16 protein-coding genes are annotated in these 18,603 nt (G+C 62.0%); 11 read left to right on the top strand and 5 right to left on the bottom strand.

The genetic code is table 11. The features are described 5' to 3' along the window. The first annotated feature begins 134 nt into the window (after nucleotides 1-134). Nucleotides 135-1,637, top strand: a complete 1,503-nt coding sequence (gene pitA, locus BHU62_RS12575) for an inorganic phosphate transporter PitA (protein ID WP_073532315.1) — start codon at nucleotides 135-137, stop codon at nucleotides 1,635-1,637. A 73-nt stretch (nucleotides 1,638-1,710) separates the two neighbouring features. On the opposite strand, the gene uspB is transcribed toward pitA, so the two are convergent. Next, nucleotides 1,711-2,046: a universal stress protein UspB gene (gene uspB / locus BHU62_RS12570; RefSeq protein WP_016930435.1), complete on the bottom strand. Its 336-nt coding sequence runs from the start codon at nucleotides 2,044-2,046 to the stop codon at nucleotides 1,711-1,713. A gap of 411 nt (nucleotides 2,047-2,457) precedes the next feature. On the opposite strand from uspB, the gene BHU62_RS12565 reads away from it, so the two are divergent. From BHU62_RS12565 to BHU62_RS12520, 10 genes are all read left to right on the top strand, one after another. After that, the gene (locus BHU62_RS12565; protein ID WP_073532314.1) at nucleotides 2,458-3,231 is read left to right on the top strand and encodes an SDR family oxidoreductase; all 774 of its coding nucleotides are present in this window, start codon (nucleotides 2,458-2,460) and stop codon (nucleotides 3,229-3,231) included. A 103-nt stretch (nucleotides 3,232-3,334) separates the two neighbouring features. Continuing rightward, on the top strand, nucleotides 3,335-4,243 hold the full coding sequence (locus tag BHU62_RS12560) for a LysR family transcriptional regulator (RefSeq protein ID WP_073532313.1): 909 nt from the start codon (nucleotides 3,335-3,337) through the stop codon (nucleotides 4,241-4,243). Between the two features lie 265 nt (nucleotides 4,244-4,508). Beyond that, complete coding sequence (gene uspA / locus BHU62_RS12555; RefSeq protein ID WP_073532312.1) at nucleotides 4,509-4,946, top strand: universal stress protein UspA; 438 nt, start codon at nucleotides 4,509-4,511, stop codon at nucleotides 4,944-4,946. Between the two features lie 196 nt (nucleotides 4,947-5,142). Next, entirely contained in the window at nucleotides 5,143-6,486 is a 1,344-nt protein-coding gene (gene gdhA, locus BHU62_RS12550) for an NADP-specific glutamate dehydrogenase (protein ID WP_073532311.1), read from the top strand. A 330-nt stretch (nucleotides 6,487-6,816) separates the two neighbouring features. Next, nucleotides 6,817-7,803, top strand: a complete 987-nt coding sequence (locus tag BHU62_RS12545) for an autoinducer 2 ABC transporter substrate-binding protein (RefSeq protein ID WP_073532310.1) — start codon at nucleotides 6,817-6,819, stop codon at nucleotides 7,801-7,803. Nucleotides 7,804-7,908: 105 nt separating this feature from the next. Further along, nucleotides 7,909-9,408, top strand: a complete 1,500-nt coding sequence (locus BHU62_RS12540; protein WP_073532309.1) for a sugar ABC transporter ATP-binding protein — start codon at nucleotides 7,909-7,911, stop codon at nucleotides 9,406-9,408. Next, the gene (locus BHU62_RS12535) at nucleotides 9,401-10,390 is read left to right on the top strand and encodes an ABC transporter permease (RefSeq protein WP_073532308.1); all 990 of its coding nucleotides are present in this window, start codon (nucleotides 9,401-9,403) and stop codon (nucleotides 10,388-10,390) included. The genes BHU62_RS12540 and BHU62_RS12535 overlap by 8 nt, the downstream gene beginning before the upstream one ends. A gap of 1 nt (nucleotide 10,391) precedes the next feature. Then, nucleotides 10,392-11,345, top strand: coding sequence for an ABC transporter permease (locus BHU62_RS12530; RefSeq protein WP_073532307.1), 954 nt, complete (start codon nucleotides 10,392-10,394; stop codon nucleotides 11,343-11,345). Nucleotides 11,346-11,354: 9 nt separating this feature from the next. After that, nucleotides 11,355-12,992 carry an FGGY-family carbohydrate kinase gene (locus BHU62_RS12525; RefSeq protein WP_073532306.1) on the top strand — a complete coding sequence of 546 codons (1,638 nt, stop codon included), beginning with the start codon at nucleotides 11,355-11,357 and terminating at the stop codon, nucleotides 12,990-12,992. Then, nucleotides 12,992-13,591 carry a KpsF/GutQ family sugar-phosphate isomerase gene (locus BHU62_RS12520; protein ID WP_060424923.1) on the top strand — a complete coding sequence of 200 codons (600 nt, stop codon included), beginning with the start codon at nucleotides 12,992-12,994 and terminating at the stop codon, nucleotides 13,589-13,591. The genes BHU62_RS12525 and BHU62_RS12520 overlap by 1 nt, the downstream gene beginning before the upstream one ends. Nucleotides 13,592-13,619: 28 nt before the next feature. Here the strand turns inward: BHU62_RS12520 and rsmJ are convergent, their stop codons facing one another. The 4 genes from rsmJ to BHU62_RS12500 all read right to left on the bottom strand — a co-directional run bounded on the left by rsmJ (nucleotide 13,620) and on the right by BHU62_RS12500 (nucleotide 18,526). Further along, nucleotides 13,620-14,366 carry a 16S rRNA (guanine(1516)-N(2))-methyltransferase RsmJ gene (rsmJ, locus tag BHU62_RS12515; protein WP_073532305.1) on the bottom strand — a complete coding sequence of 249 codons (747 nt, stop codon included), beginning with the start codon at nucleotides 14,364-14,366 and terminating at the stop codon, nucleotides 13,620-13,622. An 8-nt stretch (nucleotides 14,367-14,374) separates the two neighbouring features. Continuing rightward, nucleotides 14,375-16,417, bottom strand: coding sequence for an oligopeptidase A (gene prlC / locus BHU62_RS12510; protein WP_073532304.1), 2,043 nt, complete (start codon nucleotides 16,415-16,417; stop codon nucleotides 14,375-14,377). A gap of 117 nt (nucleotides 16,418-16,534) precedes the next feature. Then, complete coding sequence (locus BHU62_RS12505; RefSeq protein WP_073532303.1) at nucleotides 16,535-16,996, bottom strand: HIT family protein; 462 nt, start codon at nucleotides 16,994-16,996, stop codon at nucleotides 16,535-16,537. Between the two features lie 87 nt (nucleotides 16,997-17,083). Further along, nucleotides 17,084-18,526 carry an amidase gene (locus tag BHU62_RS12500; protein ID WP_236720672.1) on the bottom strand — a complete coding sequence of 481 codons (1,443 nt, stop codon included), beginning with the start codon at nucleotides 18,524-18,526 and terminating at the stop codon, nucleotides 17,084-17,086. Between the last annotated feature and the right edge of the window lie 77 nt (nucleotides 18,527-18,603).

Raw genomic sequence — 18,603 nt, 5'->3', positions numbered from 1 at the left:
TTTCATCTTTTTGTGATAGACACGCCATCATTTCGTCATGTCTAAATCAAAAAAACGTCATATTTTCCTTTTCCCCGGCACCGGTTGTCACTGATAATGCGCGGCGTTCATGTCCACAAACTGGCGTAACGCTTATGCTGCATTTGTTCGCTGGCCTGGATTTCCATACCGGCCTGATGTTAATTCTCGCATTGTTGTTCGTGTTGTTTTATGAAGCCATCAACGGTTTTCATGATACGGCCAATGCGGTTGCTACAGTAATTTATACCCGCGCCATGCGCTCGCAACTTGCGGTCGTGATGGCAGGCTTGTTCAACTTTCTTGGCGTAATGCTCGGCGGTTTGAGTGTTGCTTACGCCATCGTCCACTTGCTGCCTACCGATCTGTTGTTGAACGTCAGTTCAGCACACGGATTAGCCATGGTCTTCTCCATGCTGTTGGCGGCAATCATCTGGAACCTCGGCACCTGGTATTTCGGTCTGCCGGCCTCCAGTTCCCATACGCTGATAGGCGCAATCATCGGTGTCGGTTTAACCAACGCCCTGATGACCCACACTTCGGTGGTGGATGCGCTTAACGTCCCGAAAATGATTGGAATTTTCCTTTCTCTGCTGTTCTCGCCGCTGGTCGGCATGATGGTGGCGGGAGTGATGGTGTTCGCCTTGCGCCGCTATTGGAGTGGCACCAAGAAACGCCAGCGTATCCACATGACCCCTGCGGAACGTGAAAAGGTCGACGGCAAACGCAAGCCGCCGTTCTGGACCCGTATCGCACTGATCCTGTCGGCGATTGGCGTTAGCTTCTCGCACGGTGCCAACGACGGCCAGAAAGGTATCGGCCTTATCATGCTGGTGCTGATCGGCGTTGCGCCGGCCGGCTTCGTGGTCAATATGAATGCAACCGGTTATGACATCACCCGTACGCGTGATGCCGTGACCCACCTGCAGCAATATTACCAGCAGCACGGTGACGCGCTGTCGCATGCGGTGTCGCTGACGCCGCTGGTGCCAAGCCCGGATGACGAAGTTGTGCCTAACAAGCCGGCCGAGTTCCACTGCGACAGTTCGCGCGCCATGCCGGCGATCGAGCTGGCTCAGGGCATGCTGACCAACCTGCAAAGCTACGATCAGCTGACGGTTGACCAGCGCAGCCACCTGCGCCGCCTGCTGATGTGCGTGACCGACACGGCGGATAAAGTCGCCAAGCTGCCGGAAACCTCGTCCGCCGACCAGCGCTTCCTGAAGAACCTGCGTCAGGATCTGCTGCAAACCGTCGAGTACGCGCCGATGTGGATCATCGTCGCCGTCGCGCTGGCACTGTCGCTCGGCACCATGGTGGGCTGGAAACGCGTGGCCACCACCATCGGCGAGAAGATCGGTAAGAAAGGCATGACCTACGCCCAGGGCGTGTCGGCCCAGATGACCGCAGCGCTGTCGATCGGCGTGGCGAGCTATACCGGCATGCCGGTCTCCACCACCCACGTCCTCTCTTCGGCGGTTGCCGGGACGATGATCGTGGACGGCGGCGGCGTGCAGAGCAAAACCGTGAAGAACATCCTGTTGGCCTGGGTACTGACCCTGCCAATCTCGATTCTGCTTTCCGGTGCGCTGTATTGGGTTGCGCTGAAGCTGATCTAAGCGATAAGCATCACGAGAAAGGCGGCCGCATGGCCGCCTTTTTTATGCCTGCATCAAGGGAAACAGGAAGGAATTAATACCAGATCATCAGCGCTATCAGGCTGATGACCACCAGGCCGCACAGCGCCGAGGTCAGCATGAACTGCCCGCGCACTCGCTCGCAGCGGCGAATAAACTCCGGATCGTGGTGCTCGACATAGCGCTGCGCGAAGATATAGCGCACCAGTCTCAGCTGCTTGCTCGGTTGACCGTGGGCGGTAAAGAAACCGCCGCCGTCGACGTATTGGTACAGCAGCGGGTCGCAGCCGCGCAATACCACCAGCAGCGCGCGCAGAGAAGAGTAATACCGCACCATGTTTACCACACACACCACACATAAAGCCCAAAACAGCGCGACGGTACTGATCATGATTGCCCCCTCAAGGCGTTGTTATCCGCGGCCATCCGCCGGGTCCAACCGCCCTACCTCATTACCCGATACTCTGCTGGAGCTTACCGCTCTCATCCCCTTTTTTGCCTGCACGGGCCACGCCCATAACCCACCGCCTCCGGAGACGTTACCGCACCGCACAGAGAGATTTGCACAGCGTGGTTCCACTCAGAGGGGAAATGATGAGGCCCATATCCATCATTGTAGGTTAATGAAACGCAAGCTGGCCCGATCGGTGGATAAAATTTACCGCCACGCGCCGGGAAGTCACCCGCCGGCGCGTTCTATTAGTCGGTTTTTCTGGATAGTCTATCCCGCCCCACGCCGCTGATCTTTCATCCTACGCTGGCTAGACTCAGGTTTCCGTTACGTTCATCCAAGGAAACTGTTATGGCAAACCATTCAATCAAGGGAAAAACCGTACTGATCGCCGGCGGCGCCAAGAACCTCGGCGGGCTGATCGCTCGCGATTTAGCTGAACAAGGCGCCAGGGCGGTGGTGATCCATTACAACAGCGCCGCGTCTCAAGCCGAGGCGGAGAAAACCGTCGCCGCCATCCAGGCCGCCGGGGCGCAAGGCGTCGCGCTGCAGGCCGATTTGACCACCGCGGGCGCGGTCGAGAAGCTGTTCGCCGATGCGATCGCCGCCGTCGGCAAGCCGGACATCGCCATCAATACCGTCGGCAAAGTGCTGAAAAAACCGATGGCCGACATCAGCGAAGCCGAGTACGACGAGATGACGGCGGTCAACGCCAAAACCGCGTTCTTCTTCCTGAAAGAAGCGGGCAAGCACCTCAACGACAACGGCAAGATCTGCACATTGGTCACCTCATTGCTCGGCGCCTTCACGCCGTTCTACGCCGCTTACGCCGGCACCAAGGCGCCGGTGGAGCACTTCACCCGCGCCGCCGCCAAGGAGTTCGGCGAACGCGGCATTTCCGTGACCGCGGTCGGCCCCGGCCCGATGGACACCCCGTTCTTCTACCCGGCGGAAGGCGCGGACGCCGTGGCCTACCACAAAACGGCGGCGGCGCTGTCGCCGTTCAGCCAAACCGGCCTGACCGATATCGAAGACGTGGTGCCGTTCATCCGCCATCTGGTCAGCGACGGCTGGTGGATCACCGGCCAAACCATCCTGATCAACGGCGGCTACACCACCAAATAAGCCCAACGGGGGTGGAAATGCCCCCGCACCAGCTCGCACGTAACCGCGCCATGCGGCTACACTCTCTGTCGGGAACGGCGCCAAGGAGCAGCAGGCCAACGAGATGGACAGATTCAATCAGTACCGCGTATTCGTGCAGGTGGCAGAGATGGGCAGCTTTATCCGGGCGGCCCATGCGCTGGAGGTGCCGCGCGCCTCGGTGTCCGCCGCCGTACAGCAACTGGAAACGCAGCTGGGCGTGCGCCTGCTGCACCGCACCACGCGGCAGGTGCGGCTGACGGCCGATGGCGAACAGCTGCTCGAGCGGCTGCGCCCGCTGCTGGCCGAGGTGGAAGACATCGATCAGTCGTTTCAGGCCAGCCAGCGCCAGGCCTCCGGCCGGCTCAGCGTCGACGTACCGAGCCGCATCGCCCGCCGGCTGATCGCGCCGGCGCTGCCCGGCCTGCTGCGGCGCCACCCTCACCTGCAGCTGGTGCTCGGCTCCGCCGATCGCGCCATCGATCTGGTGCAGGAAGGGGTCGACTGCGCGGTGCGCGTCGGCGATCTGCACGACAGCAGCCTGGTGATGCGCCCACTCGGCCATCTCGCATTGATCAACTGCGCCAGCCCCGCCTATCTGAACGAATTCGGCCATCCGCTCCAGCCCGGCGATCTCACCGCAGGGCATTGGAGCATCGGCTACGCCTCGCCCAAAACCGGCCGGGAATCCCCCTGGGAATACCTGACCGGCGACGGCCACACCCAGCGGCTCGAACTGCCCAGCCGGGTGGTGGTCAACAACGCCGAAAGCTATATCGCCTGCTGCCGCGCCGGGCTGGGGCTGATGCAAATCCCGCGCTACGACGTGCAGCACCTGATCGACGCCGGTGAACTGGTGGAGGTGATGCCCGGCTACCGTGCCGCCTCCATGCCGATCGCCCTGATCTATCCCCATCGCCGCCAGCGTTCACGCCGCCTGGCGGTGTTTCATGAGTGGTTTGAGAGCCTGATGCAGCCGCATCTGGAACGCTGAACGTGCATTTAGGGCTATACTTTGTTTAATAACGCTTATAATTCAAGCGGTCAGACCGTTGAAATCCGTATAATAAGTGGGCTTTTGCGCCGCGCGGGTGTACAACGAAAGGCGTCGGGCGGAGAGATTTTCGATACGGCGCAGTGTGATCGCCCCAACATATCATTGTGTTACCCGAATGATACTATGAAACCAAAAGCGCCAGGCTGGACCACGGAGCGCCTGCCAACCCTTTAATCGACATGTTTATGGAAGGAGTTTTCTTATGGCTTACAAACACATACTGATCGCGGTAGACCTATCCCCGGAAAGCAAGATCCTGGTAGAGAAAGCCGTCTCTATGGCGCGGCCGTACAACGCCAAAGTTTCTCTGATCCACGTCGATGTCAACTATTCCGATCTCTATACCGGCCTGATCGACGTCAACCTCGGCGACATGCAAAAACGCATCTCCGAGGAAACCCATCAGGCGCTGACCGAGCTGTCGCAGAACGCCGGCTACCCGATTACCGAGACCCTGAGCGGCAGCGGCGATCTGGCGCAGGTGTTGGTGGACGCCATCAAGAAATATGACATGGACCTGGTGCTGTGCGGCCACCACCAGGACTTCTGGAGCAAGCTGATGTCTTCCGCCCGCCAGCTGATCAATACCGTGCACATCGATATGCTGATCGTGCCGCTGCGCGATGAAGAAGATGCATAAAAAGTAAGTACTCGCTAACTTAACAACGCCCGCACCCTGCGGGCGTTTTTCACGCCCCGCGCCGATTAATCGCTTGATAATCAACCGCCCTCCGATGATATAGTCGCTAAAGACACAACATCCTCCCCCGAGCATCGCCTATACCCATATCTATAAAAAATAGCGGGGGAACATTTAATGCTAGAAGGAGTTATCCATGGAATATGCCGTATCGGTAGAGTCTTTCCTGTCCTCGTTACAACGCCATAATCCCCACCAGCCGGAATATCTGCAGGCGGTGCGCGAAGTATTCACCTCGCTGTGGCCATTTATCGAACGCAACCCGCGCTATCGCGAACAGGCACTGCTGGAGCGCCTGGTGGAGCCCGAGCGCGTCATTCAGTTCCGCGTCAGCTGGGTGGACGATCGCGGCCAGGTGCAGGTCAACCGCGCCTTCCGCGTGCAGTTCAACTCGGCCATCGGCCCCTACAAGGGCGGCATGCGCTTCCACCCGTCGGTAAACCTGTCGATCCTGAAGTTCCTCGGTTTTGAGCAGACCTTCAAGAACGCGCTGACCACCCTGCCGATGGGCGGCGGCAAAGGCGGCTCCGATTTCGATCCGAAGGGCAAAAGCCAGGGCGAGATCATGCGCTTCTGCCAGGCGCTGATGACCGAGCTGTATCGCCATCTGGGCCCGGACACCGACGTGCCGGCCGGGGATATCGGCGTCGGCGGCCGTGAAGTCGGCTTTATGGCCGGCATGATGAAAAAGCTCTCCAACAACACCGCCTGCGTATTTACCGGCAAAGGCCTTTCCTTCGGCGGCAGCCTGATCCGCCCCGAGGCGACCGGCTATGGCCTGGTGTACTTTACCGACGCCATGCTGCAGCGCCACGGTCTGGGCTTTGAGGGTATGCGGGTGGCGGTCTCCGGCTCCGGCAACGTGGCGCAGTACACCATCGAGAAAGCGCTGGAGCTGGACGCGCGCGTGATCACCGTGTCGGATTCCGGCGGCACCCTGGTGGACGAAGATGGCTTCACCACCGAGAAGCTGGCGCACCTGGCGGAGATCAAAAACCAACGTTACGGCCGAGTGGCGGACTACGCCCGCGAACGCGGCCTGACGTATCTGGCGGGCCAGCAACCGTGGAACGTGCCGGTGGACATCGCTCTGCCGTGCGCCACCCAGAACGAACTGGATCTCGACGCGGCGCAGACGCTGATCCGCAACGGGGTGAAGGCGGTAGCGGAAGGCGCCAACATGCCGACCACCATCCAGGCCACCGACGCCTTCCTCGACGCCGGGGTGCTGTTCGCGCCGGGCAAGGCGGCCAATGCCGGCGGCGTGGCCACCTCGGGGCTGGAGATGGCGCAGAACGCCGCGCGCATCGGCTGGCGGGCGGAGAAAGTGGATGTACGTTTACAACATATCATGGCGGATATTCACCACGCCTGCGTGGAATACGGCGGCGAAGGCAAGCAAACCCACTACGTACACGGCGCGAATATCGCCGGTTTCGTCAAGGTCGCCGACGCCATGCTGGCGCAGGGCGTGCTGTAATCCGCCGTAAAGGTGATCTTGTTCACACATCGATTAAATGCTTCAATGCCGGCCTCTGCGCCGGCATTTTTTTATGCTTTCACGCCATCTAAATGCTGCAACATCGTTAATAATATGTTAAATATTAGTTATTAAATAAAAGACAATCCGTAGTAAATTTACCACCACAAAATAATTAAACATTTATTTAACACCAATAGCGCCAATATTTTACTTAAATGTGCGTGGATCACATTTCGTTAACTTCAGCTACGCCCCCTCTTCCATTCCTTTGTAATCTGCAGCGGTGGAAAAACCGCCACCCCCTACAAGATAAAAAAGGTACAGCTAATGAAATTTAACCTCGCATTATTAAATGCATGTGTGGTTTCTGCGTGCATGTTATCGACAACACCTGTGTTCGCCGCTGATAAATATGAGATTGCCGTGGTCGCCAAAGTGACCGGCATTCCGTGGTTCAACCGCATGGAAGTGGGCGTCAACGAAGCGGCGAAAAAACTCGACGTCAACGCCTACCAGACCGGCCCTTCTACGCCGGATCCGGCCGCGCAGGTCAAGGTGATTGAGGATCTGATCGCCAAGAACGTCAACGCCATCATCGTGGTGCCGAACGACGCCAAGGTGCTGGAACCGGTGCTGAAAAAGGCGCGCGACAAAGGCATCGTGGTGCTGACCCATGAATCCCCGGACCAGCAGATCGGCCAGTGGGACATCGAGACCATCGACAGCGAGAAATACGCGCAGGCCAACGTCGATGAGCTGGCGAAAGACATGGGCGGCAAAGGCGGCTACGCGATCTACGTCGGCTCGCTGACCGTGCCGCTGCACAACGCCTGGGCCGATTCCGCCATCAAATACCAGAAAGAAAAATACCCGGACATGTTTGAAGTCACCTCGCGCTTGCCGGTGGCGGAAAGCATCGACAAATCCTACGCCACCACGCTGGATCTGATGAAAACCTACCCGCAGATGAAAGGCATCATCGGTTTCGGTTCGCTCGGCCCGATCGGCGCCGGCCAGGCGGTGGCCAAGAAACGCGCCAAAGACAAGATCGCGGTGGTGGGCATCGCCATGCCGGCACAGGCCGCACCTTATCTGATGCGCGGCGACATCAAGAAAGCGCTGCTGTGGGATCCGAAAGACGCCGGCTATGCGCTGGTGACGGTGGCCGACCAGCTGCTGCAAGGCAAAGAAGTGAACAAAGACCTGTCGATCGAGGGCCTTGGCAAGGCCGACGTCGACATGGAACACAAAGTGATTCGGTTTAATAAGATTTTGGCAGTGACCAAAGACAACGCCCAATCGCTTGGATTCTGATTTTTCGCGTAATTTCGCCACACCGGGAAAGTAGTTAAACCCTCGTAGGGGCGCAGCATTGCTGCGCCCAGGGCTTCGGCCGCTACGCAAGCACAGGTTAACGTTATGACAGCCTCCCCCGCATTTATCACCCTGGAGAATATCAGCAAGCGATTCCCAGGCGTGCTGGCATTAGACCAGATCAACCTGACGCTGAATAAAGGCGAAGTGCACTGCCTGGCCGGGCAAAACGGCTGCGGCAAAAGCACCATTATTAAAATCATCTCCGGCGTCTATCAGCCGGAAAAAGGCGCCAATATTTCGCTGGAAGGCAAACTCTTCCACGCCCTGACGCCGCAGCTGTCCGGTTATTACGGCATACAGGTGATCTACCAAGACCTGTCGCTGTTCCCCAACCTGACAGTAGCGGAGAACATCGCCATCCACCGTTATCTGCCCGGCGGCCGCTTCTGGGTGCACAAGCGATTGATGCGCCAGACGGCGCTCGACGCCATGGCGCGGGTCGGCGTGCACATCGATCCCGATAAAAAGGTGGAGAAACTGTCGATCGCCGATCGGCAGCTGGTGGCGATCTGCCGCGCCATCGCCGCCGAGGCGCGGCTGGTGATCATGGACGAACCGACCGCCTCGCTGACCCGCCAAGAGGTCGACGGCCTGCTGCGGGTGGTCAACGAGCTGAAGGCGGCCGGCATCTGCGTGGTGTTCGTCAGCCACCGGCTGGATGAAGTGATGGAAGTCGCCGATCGCATCAGCGTGATGCGCGACGGCAAGCTGGTGGGCACCTGGCCGGCCAGCGAACTGGACAGCCATGAACTGGCGTTCCTGATGACCGGCCAACGCTTCCACTACAGCCCGCTGCCGCCGCTGCCACCGGCCGAACAGGCGCCGCTGCTCGAGGTGTGCAACCTCAGCCGCGGCGAGAAATACCGCAACGTCAATCTGGCACTGCGCGGCGGCGAGATCGTTTCGATCGTCGGCCTGCTCGGCGCCGGCCGCACCGAACTGTGCCTCAGCCTGTTCGGCATGACGCGGCCGGACAGCGGCGAGATCCGCATCGAGGGCCGGGCGGTGCAGCTGCACAACAACCGCGAAGCGGTGCGCCACGGCATCGGCTATGTGTCGGAGGATCGTCTGACGCAAGGGTTGATCATGGAGCAATCGATCTACGACAACACCATCGTCACCGTCTTCGATCGGCTGCATACCTCGCTCGGGCTGTTGGATCACGCCAAGGCAACCGAGCTGGTCAACCGGCTGATCCGCGATCTGAACATCAAGGTATCCGACAGCGCATTGCCGGTGAAAACCCTGTCCGGCGGCAACGCCCAGCGCATCGCCATCGCCAAGTGGGTGGCGACCCAGCCGAAGATCCTGATCCTCGACTCGCCCACCGTCGGCGTAGACATCGCCAACAAAGAGGGGATCTACCAGATCGCCCGCGATCTGGCGCAGCTGGGCATGGCGGTGCTGATGATCTGCGACGAGATCCCGGAAGCCTATTACAACAGCCATCGGGTGATGGTGATGCGCAAGGGCGAACTGATCGCCGAGTTTGCGCCGCACCAGAGTACCGAACAACAGATCGCCGAGGTGGTGAATGGATAAGTCATTATTGGCCCGCCTGGCCGGGCGGCACGAGTTTTATCTCGGCCTGCTGGTGCTGCTGCTGGCGATCGGCCTGAGCGCCGGCACCGACGAGTTTCTGACGCTCGGCAACCTGACCGACGTCGCCACCAGCTACGCCATTCTCGGCATCCTGGCCTGTGGGCTGTTCGTGGTGCTGATCGCCGGCGGTATCGACATTTCGTTCCCGGCGGTCACCGCCATCGCCCAATATGTGATGGCCAGCTGGGTGATCCAGCACGGCGGCAGCTTCCCGCTGGCGTTCGCCCTGGCGATTGGCGTTGGCCTGCTGCTCGGGCTGGTGAACGGTTTCCTGGTGTACTGGCTGAAGGTGCCGGCGATCATCATCACCATCGCCACCCTCAACCTGTTCTACGGCCTGCTGGTGTACGCCACCAACGGCACCTGGCTGTACGGCTTCCCGGACTGGTTCATGAACGGCATCAACTGGTTCTCGTTCCAGGGCGCCGACGGCTACGACTACGGCCTGACGCTGCCGCTGCTGTGTCTGCTGGCGACCATCGTCATCACCGGCGTGCTGATGAACCGCACCCGGCTGGGGCGCCAGATCTACGCCATGGGCGGCAACCGCGACGCGGCGTCGCGCCTGGGGTTGAACCTACTGCGGCTGCACTTCTGCGTCTACGGCTACATGGGTATTCTGGCCGGCGTCGCGGCGGTGGTGCAGGCGCAGATCACCCAGTCGGTGGCGCCCAACTCACTGCTCGGCTTCGAGCTGACGGTATTGGCGGCGGTGGTGCTGGGCGGCACCAGCATGAGCGGCGGCCGCGGCTCGCTGAGCGGCACCCTGCTCGGCGTGGTGCTGCTGGCCTTCCTGCAAAACGGGCTGACGCTGCTCAGCGTCTCGGCCTATTGGCACCAGGTATTCAGCGGCGCGATCATTTTGATCAGCATCAGCACCACCGCCTGGAACGAAAAACGCAAACTGCTCAAGGAGATCTGACATGACGCAGTTAATTCGGTTGATCCCAAGCGATCGGATCATTCGCCTGCAGGGCGCGATCATCATCGCGGTGGCGCTGCTGTTCGCCGGGCTGCTCGGATCGCGCTTCTTCAGCCTCGGCAACTTCCAGTCGATCGCCTCACAGCTGCCGATCCTCGGCCTGCTGGCGCTCGGCATGGGCATCACCATGCTGACCGGCGGCATCAACCTGTCGATCATCACCGGTGCCAACGCCTGTTCGCTGGTGATGGCGGCAATCATCGTCAGCCATCCCGACCAGCCGCTGTTCCTGGCGCTGGCGCTGTTGGCCGGCCTGCTGGTGGCGGTGGCGATCGGCGCGCTCAACGGCGTGCTGGTAGCCTGGATCGGCGTTTCGCCCATCCTCGCCTCGCTCGGCACTATGACGTTGATCACCGGCCTGAACATCCTGCTGTCCAACGGCGCGGTGATCTCCGGCTTCCCGGCGGCGATTCAATTTCTCGGCAACGGCGCCGTGCTCGGCGTGCCGGTGGCGCTGATCCTGTTCCTGCTGGTGGCGGTCGGTCTGTGGCTGCTGCTGGAGCACACCACGCTGGGCCGCAGCCTGTACCTGATCGGCTCCAACGAGCAGGCCACCCGCTTCAGCGGCGTGAACACCGCGCGGGTGCAGATCGCGGTGTATATCCTGTCGGCGCTGCTCGGCTGGGGCGCCGCGCTGCTGATGATGGCCAAGTTCAACTCGGCCAAGGCCGGCTACGGCGAATCGTATCTGCTGGTGACCATTCTGGCCTCGGTGCTGGGCGGCATTAACCCGGACGGCGGCTTCGGCCGTATTCTGGGGCTGGTGCTGGCGCTGATCGTGCTGCAAATGTTGGAAAGCGGCCTCAATTTGCTGGGGGTCAGCAGCTACCTGACCATGGCCCTGTGGGGCGGCGTGCTGATCCTGTTTATCGCGTTACAGAATCGAAAAGCTTAGGAGAAAATAATGGCGAGCTATTTTATTGGCGTAGATGTGGGCACCGGAAGCGCACGCGCGGGCGTATTCGATCTCAACGGCCGCATGGTCGGCCAGGCCAGCCGAGCCATCGATCTGTACCGGCCGAAGGCGGATTTCGTCGAGCAGTCGTCGGATAACATCTGGCAGGCGGTGTGCAATGCGGTGCGCGACGCGGTCAACCAAGCCGACATCAACCCGATCCAGGTTAAAGGGCTGGGCTTTGACGCCACCTGTTCGCTGGTGGTGCTGGATAAAGAGGGCAAGCCGCTGACCGTCAGCCCCTCCGGCCGCACCGAACAGAACATCATCGTGTGGATGGATCACCGGGCGATCGCCCAGGCCGAACGCATCAACGCCACCAAACATCGGGTGCTGGACTTCGTCGGCGGCATCATTTCGCCGGAGATGCAGACACCGAAACTGCTGTGGCTGAAGCAGCACATGCCCACCACCTGGGCCAACGCCGGTTACCTGTTCGATCTGCCGGACTTCCTCACCTGGCGCGCCACCCAGGACGCCACCCGCTCGCTGTGTTCGACGGTGTGCAAATGGACCTATCTCGGCCACGAACAGCGCTGGGACAAGAGCTACTTCCGGCAGATCGGGCTGGAAGACCTGCTGGAACACGACGCGGCCAAGATCGGCAGCGACGTCAAAATGATGGGCGAGCCGCTGGGCCACGGCCTGACCCAGCGCGCCGCCAGTGAGATGGGGCTGATCGCCGGCACGGCGGTGAGCGTGTCGATCATCGACGCCCACGCCGGCACCCTCGGCACGCTGGGCGCCACCGGCGTCTCCGGCGAGGTGGCCGACTTCAACCGCCGCGTCGCGCTGATCGGCGGCACCTCCACCGGTCATATGGCGATGTCGCGTACCGCCCGCTTTATCGGCGGCGTCTGGGGGCCTTATTACTCGGCGATCCTGCCGGAATACTGGCTGAACGAGGGCGGCCAGTCCGCCACCGGCGCGCTGATCGACCACGTCATCCAGTCGCACCCGTGCTACCCGGAGCTGCTGGCGCAGGCGAAAACTCAGGGCCAGACCATTTATGAGGTGCTGAACGCCATTCTGCGCCGCATGGCCGGCGAGCCGGAGAACATCGCCTTCCTGACGCAGGACATTCATATGCTGCCGTACTTCCACGGCAACCGCTCGCCGCGCGCCAACCCGACGCTGACCGGCATTCTGACCGGGCTGAAACTGTCGCGCACGCCGGAGGACATGGCGCTGCACTACCTGGCCACCATTCAAGCCATCGCGCTCGGCACCCGCCATATCATCGAAACCATGAACCACAGCGGCTACAGCATCGACACCATCATGGCCAGCGGCGGCGGCACCAAGAACCCGATCTTCGTACAGGAGCATGCCAACGCCACCGGCTGCGCCATGCTGCTGCCGGAGGAGAGCGAAGCGATGCTGCTGGGCGGCGCGATGATGGGCACCGTGGCAGCGGGCGTGTTCGACACCCTGCCGGAGGCGATGAGCGCCATGAGCCGCATCGGCAAGACGGTCACGCCGCAGACCAACCAGATAAAAAGCTACTACGACCGCAAATACCGGGTGTTCCACGAGCTGTACAACGACCACATGAAATACCGCCGGTTGATGCAAGAGGAGGCGTGATGCAGCAGGAATGGCGGCAGGCCGTGCAGGGCTGGCAAACCTACAGCCAAGAGCTGGCGCAGCTGGGCGAACGCCTCGACGCGCGCACCTGGCAGCGGCTGCTGGCGCTGCTGGCCGACTGCCGCGGTAAAATCGCCGTCACCGGCGTCGGCACCTCGGGGATTGCGGCGCGCAAGATAGCCCATATGCTGGCCTGCGTGGAACGGCCGGCGGTCTACCTCGACGCCACCGGCGCGGCGCACGGCGATCTGGGCTTTCTGCGCGCGGACGATCTGCTGATCCTGATCTCGCGCGGCGGCAATTCCGACGAGCTGACCCGCCTGCTGCCGACGCTGCAGGCCAAAGGGGTAACGCTGATCGCGGTGACGGAAAATCCGCATTCCGCCATCGCGCAGGCGGCGCAGCTGACGATCGCCACCGGGGTGCAAAAGGAAATAGATCCGCTGAACATGCTGGCCACCACCTCGATCGTGCTGGTGTTGGCGATCTTCGACGCCGCCTGCGCCTGCCTGATGGCGCGCAGCGGTTACGACAAGGACGCCTTGCTGGCGGTGCATCCGGGCGGCGGCGTGGGGAAAAGCTTGCGGGAGGAAAACTGAGGGCCCGACACGGCGGGCCCGGCAGACATTACAGCGGCATGTAGATATCGAAACGGTGGCTTTTGGTCAGCGTGGCGGCGTGCGCCGGCACGTCGGCCAGCGGCGGCGCGTAGTCCGGGCGTTTCACCACCACGCGCTTGGTCGCCAGGCGGCGCGCCGGTTCCAGCAGGCCGTCGGCGTCATCGTCGCTGCCCACCAGCGATTGAAACACCCGCATCTCTTTCTTCACCAGCGCACTTTTTTGCTTGTGCGGGAACATCGGATCGAGATACACCACCTCGGGGCGCGGGCTGAGATCGGCCAGCGCCGTCAGGCTGGAAGCGTGCAGCAGCGTCAGGCGTTCGCGCAGCCACGGGCCGATTTCTGCATCCTGATAACCGCGCTGCAGGCCGTCGTCCAGCAACGCCGCTACCACCGGATTGCGCTCCAGCATCCGCACCCGGCAACCCAGCGCCGCCAATACGAAGGCGTCGCGCCCCAGCCCGGCGGTGGCGTCCACCACATCCGGCAGGTAGCTGCCCTTGATGCCGACCGCTTTGGCCACCGCCTCGCCGCGGCCGCCGCCGAAGCGGCGCCGGTGCGCCATGGCGCCGGAGACGAAATCGACGTAGATCCCGCCCAGCTTCGGCTCGTCGCGCTTGCGCAGCTCCAGCCGCTCCGGGGTCAGTACCAGCGCCATCGGCGCGTCGTCGTCGGACGTCAGCTGCCAGCGCTGCGCCAAAATAGACAAGGCGCCGGGATCGGCGCCTGCTTCACACAATAAACACACGCTCACGTGTCGGGTTATCCTTTAATGCCGTAATGGCGCAGCATAGCATCCAGCTGCGGCTCGCGGCCACGGAAGCGTTTGAACAGCGCCATCGGCTCTTCCGAACCGCCGCGCGACAGGATGTTGTCGAGGAAGGATTTGCCGGTCTCGGCGTTGAAGATCCCCTCTTCTTCGAAGCGCGAGTAGGCGTCGGCCGACAGCACTTCCGCCCACAGGTAGCTGTAATAACCCGCCGCGTAACCGCCGGCGAAGATGTGGCTGAAGGCGTGCGGGAAGCGGCCCCAGCTCGGCGAAGGTACCACCGCCACCATTTTCTTCACTTCTGCCAGCGTCGGCAGGATCTGCGCGCCGCTTGCAGGGCTGTATTCGAAGTGCATGCGGAAATCGAACAGGCCAAACTCCAGCTGGCGCAGGATGAACAGCGCCGCCTGGTAGTTCTTGGCTTCCAGCAGCTTGCCGAGCATTTCCTTCGGCAGCGGCTCGCCGCTCTGGTAGTGGCCGGAGATAAACGCCAGCGCTTCCGGCTCCCAGCACCAGTTTTCCATAAACTGGCTCGGCAGCTCGACCGCATCCCACGGCACCCCGTTGATGCCGGAGACGCCGGCGGTATCGATCTGCGTCAGCATGTGGTGCAGACCGTGGCCGAACTCGTGGAACAGCGTGGTCACTTCGTTATGGGTGAACAGCGCCGGCTGGTCGCCCAACGGGCGGTTGAAGTTGCAGGTCAGGTAAGCGACCGGTTTTTGCAGCGTACCGTCGGCCTTGCGCAGGCTGCCGACGCAGTCGTCCATCCAGGCGCCGCCGCGTTTGTTTTCACGGGCATACAGATCGAGGTAGAAGCTGCCGCGCAGCTCGCCGTCGGCGTCGAACAGATCGAAGAAGCGCACGTCCGGATGCCAGGTCTCCACGTCTTTACGCTCTTCGGCGGTGATGCCGTAGATGCGTTTCACCACCTCGAACAGCCCTTCCACCACCCGCTGTTCCGGGAAGTACGGGCGCAGCTGCTCGTCGCTGATGGAGAACAGATGCTGCTTCTGTTTTTCGCCGTAATAGGTGATGTCCCAGGCTTCCAGCTCGTCCACGCCATAATGCTGTTTGGCGAAGGCGCGCAGCTGCGCCAGCTCCTGCTCGGCCTGCGGGCGGGCACGCTTGGCCAGATCGCTCAGGAAGCCGATCACCTGCTCCGGGCTTTCCGCCATCTTGGTCGCCAGCGACTTGTCGGCGTAGGTGTCGAAGCCCAGCAGCTGAGCCAACTCATGGCGCAGCGCCAGCGTTTCCGCCATCACTTCGCTATTGTCCCATTTGCCGGCGTTCGGCCCCTGATCGGAGGCGCGGGTGGCGAAGGCGCGGTACATCTCTTCGCGCAGCGCACGGTTGTCGGCGTAGGTCAGCACCGGCAGGTAGCTCGGCATGTCCAGCGTCAGCAGCCAGCCATCCTGCTCTTTGGCCTGCGCCATCGCCTGCGCCTGCGCCAGAGCGCTCTCCGGCAGGCCACTCAGCTCGGCCTCGTCGGTAATCAGTTTGCTCCAGCCCATGGTGGCGTCGAGCACGTTGTTGCTGTAGGTGGAACCCAGTTCGGACAGGCGCGCGACGATCTCGCCGTAGCGTTGCTGTTTGTCCGCCGACAGGCCGATGCCCGACAGTTCGAAGTCGCGCAGCGCGTTGTCCACCGCCTTGCGCTGCGACACGCTCAGTGTTTCGAACGCCGCGCCCTCTTTCAGGCTGCGGTAAGCCTGGTACAGCCCTTCGTGCTGGCCAACCCAGGTGCCGTACTCGGACAGCAGCGGCAGCGCCTGCTCATAGGCGGCGCGCAGCTCCGGGCTGTTTTTCACTGAGTTCAGGTGCCCGATCGGCGACCAAATGCGCGACAGGCGATCGTCCGACTCCGCCAGCGGCTGACACAGGTTGTCCCAGGTAAACGGCCCCGGCTGCGCGACCACGCGCTCTACCGCGGCGCGGCAGTCCGCCAGCGCGGATTGCACCGCAGGCACGATATCTTCAGGGCGAATCGCCGAGAACGGCGGCAGGGAAAACGGAGTCAGCAACGGATTTGTCATAGGGCAGTCCTGATTAGCGTTGGGCCCGCCGCAGGGGCGAGCCTTAAAATGCGTATGAATCTCTAACATGGAGCCAGGCAGCGGGAAAATCAATGCCCGGCGTTGATCGTTCGTGCCTTAAACGGCGCTTTGGCGGATATGGGCGGCCAGCGCCGCCAGCTGCTCGTCGTCGGCGCGCGCGGCGTCGTGGGAGGAGATGTAGCCCTCGTAACGCGCGAAAAACTTCGGCGAGGCCGATTCGATCGGCCGCCACTGCGCCAGCGACGCGGTGCCGTGCAGCGGGATCAGCTTGGCGTGTACATGGTCGACGCCGTAGCCCTCAAACACCATGCCGCAGCGGCCGACGTCGTCGAACGCGCGATCCAGCCGCTGCGCCACCGTTTTGGTCGCCAGTATCAAGGCGCTCAACGCCTCGTCCGGCAGTTCGAAAGCGTAGCTCGGGTGGTGCGCTTTGGGGATCACCACGCTGAAGCCGTCAGTGTTGGGGAAGATGGACAGGAACGCCAGATGATCGTCATCTTCCCAGATTTTATGGCACGGCGCCTTGCCCGCCACGATGTCGCAAAAAATGCAGCTCATATCGCCTCCAGGGTGCAGCGGCGAGCCGACGGCCCGCCATCAAACACCTCTCGGCAACATAGCGGATATTTTGCTTTTTTACCGCTATTAAACGGCATTCCCCGCCCAAATCGCCGGGCGCCGCCCATGCCAGGGCGCGGCGCGTTCCAGCTGTCCGGCCAGCTGCAACAACCGATCCTCACGGCCAAAACCGGCGACAAACTGCATGCCTATCGGCAGGTTGTACTGCGCATCCTGGGCCAGCGGCACCGACATCGCCGGTACGCCGGCGACGTTAAATACCGGGGTGAACGGTGAGTGATCGAACAAATGCGCCGTCCATTCCAGCCCGTCCATATTCGCCGCATTCGCGCCATAACGGCCAAGCCGCCAGGGCAGGTCGGGCAGCGTCGGCGTCAACAGCAGGTCGTATTGCTGGAAATAGGCGCCGACTGCGCGAGTCACCCGGTTGCGTACCTCGAGCGCACGCACCATATCCACCGCCCTGGCCGCTTGGCCGTAGCGATAGCAGGCCAGCGTTTCCGGCTCCAGCGTTTCGCTTGAAATGGCCCGTCCGCTCGCTTGGCTCAGGCCATCGACCCAGCCGACCAGGTTGGCGCACCAGATTTGCGCATTGGCGAACACCAACTCTTGCCAACTGACGCCGATCGCCATTTCCGTTTCGCTGACCTGATGCCCCAACGCCGCCAATAACACCGCCGTTTCCGCCGTGGCGCGGGCGATGTTCGACTCGGTTTTTCCGCCGTTCCACGCCTCGGTCATCATGCCGATGCGCAGCCTGCCCGGTTGCCGCGTCACCTGCGATAACCAGCTGTGCGCCGGCGGCGCCGTGTAATACGGCTCGCCAACGTGAGGACGCTGCATCGCATCCAGCAACGCGGCGCTGTCACGCACCGTGCGGCTGAGCCCCAGCTGGACGCCAAAGCCGTTGAAGACCTCATCCATCATCGGGCCATGCGGCACCCGACCGCGCGTAGGCTTGAGACCAAATACCCCGTTTGACGAAGCCGGTACGCGGATCGAGCCGGCGGCGTCGGTGGCGTGAGCGATGGGCACCATACCGGCGGCAACCGCCGCACCGGCGCCACCGCTGGATCCGCCGGCGCTGAAATCCAGGTTCCAGGGGTTGCGCGTGGCGCCGTAAAGCACGGCCTCGGTGGTGGTACTGAACGCCATTTCCGGCGTGCTGGTGCGGCCAAAGGTCACCAGCCCGGCCCGGCGGATATTGCTCATCAGATGGCTGTCGGCGGCGGCGACGCTGCCCTGCGCCAACCGGCTGCCCAGCTCAACGCGCTTGCCCGCCATGCTGATGGCGATGTCCTTGATCAGGAAAGGCACGCCCGACAAAGGCCCGTCGTCTTGTTCCGGCGGCTGCTCCCAGTGTTCCACCACCGCGTTAATCGCCGGGTTCACCGCCTCGACGGCGGCCCGCGCCGCCTGTTGCAGCGCCGCTGCACTGACCTCGCCACGCCGCACCAATTCGGCCAACCCCAGCGCATCGTAGCTCACGTATTCGCTCAATTTCATCATCGCCCCCCTCTCCGTTGCGGTTTCGCCGGTCTGTTCCAGCGTCCGTTCCACGGTAGGGAGATCGGCGCTATAGTTGA

The organism is Serratia marcescens, from assembly GCF_001902635.1.
Taxonomy (GTDB): Bacteria; Pseudomonadota; Gammaproteobacteria; order Enterobacterales; family Enterobacteriaceae; genus Serratia; species Serratia marcescens_F.
The sequence above is the reverse complement of the archived record's forward strand: the minus strand, read 5'-3'. Positions and strand labels throughout refer to the sequence as shown.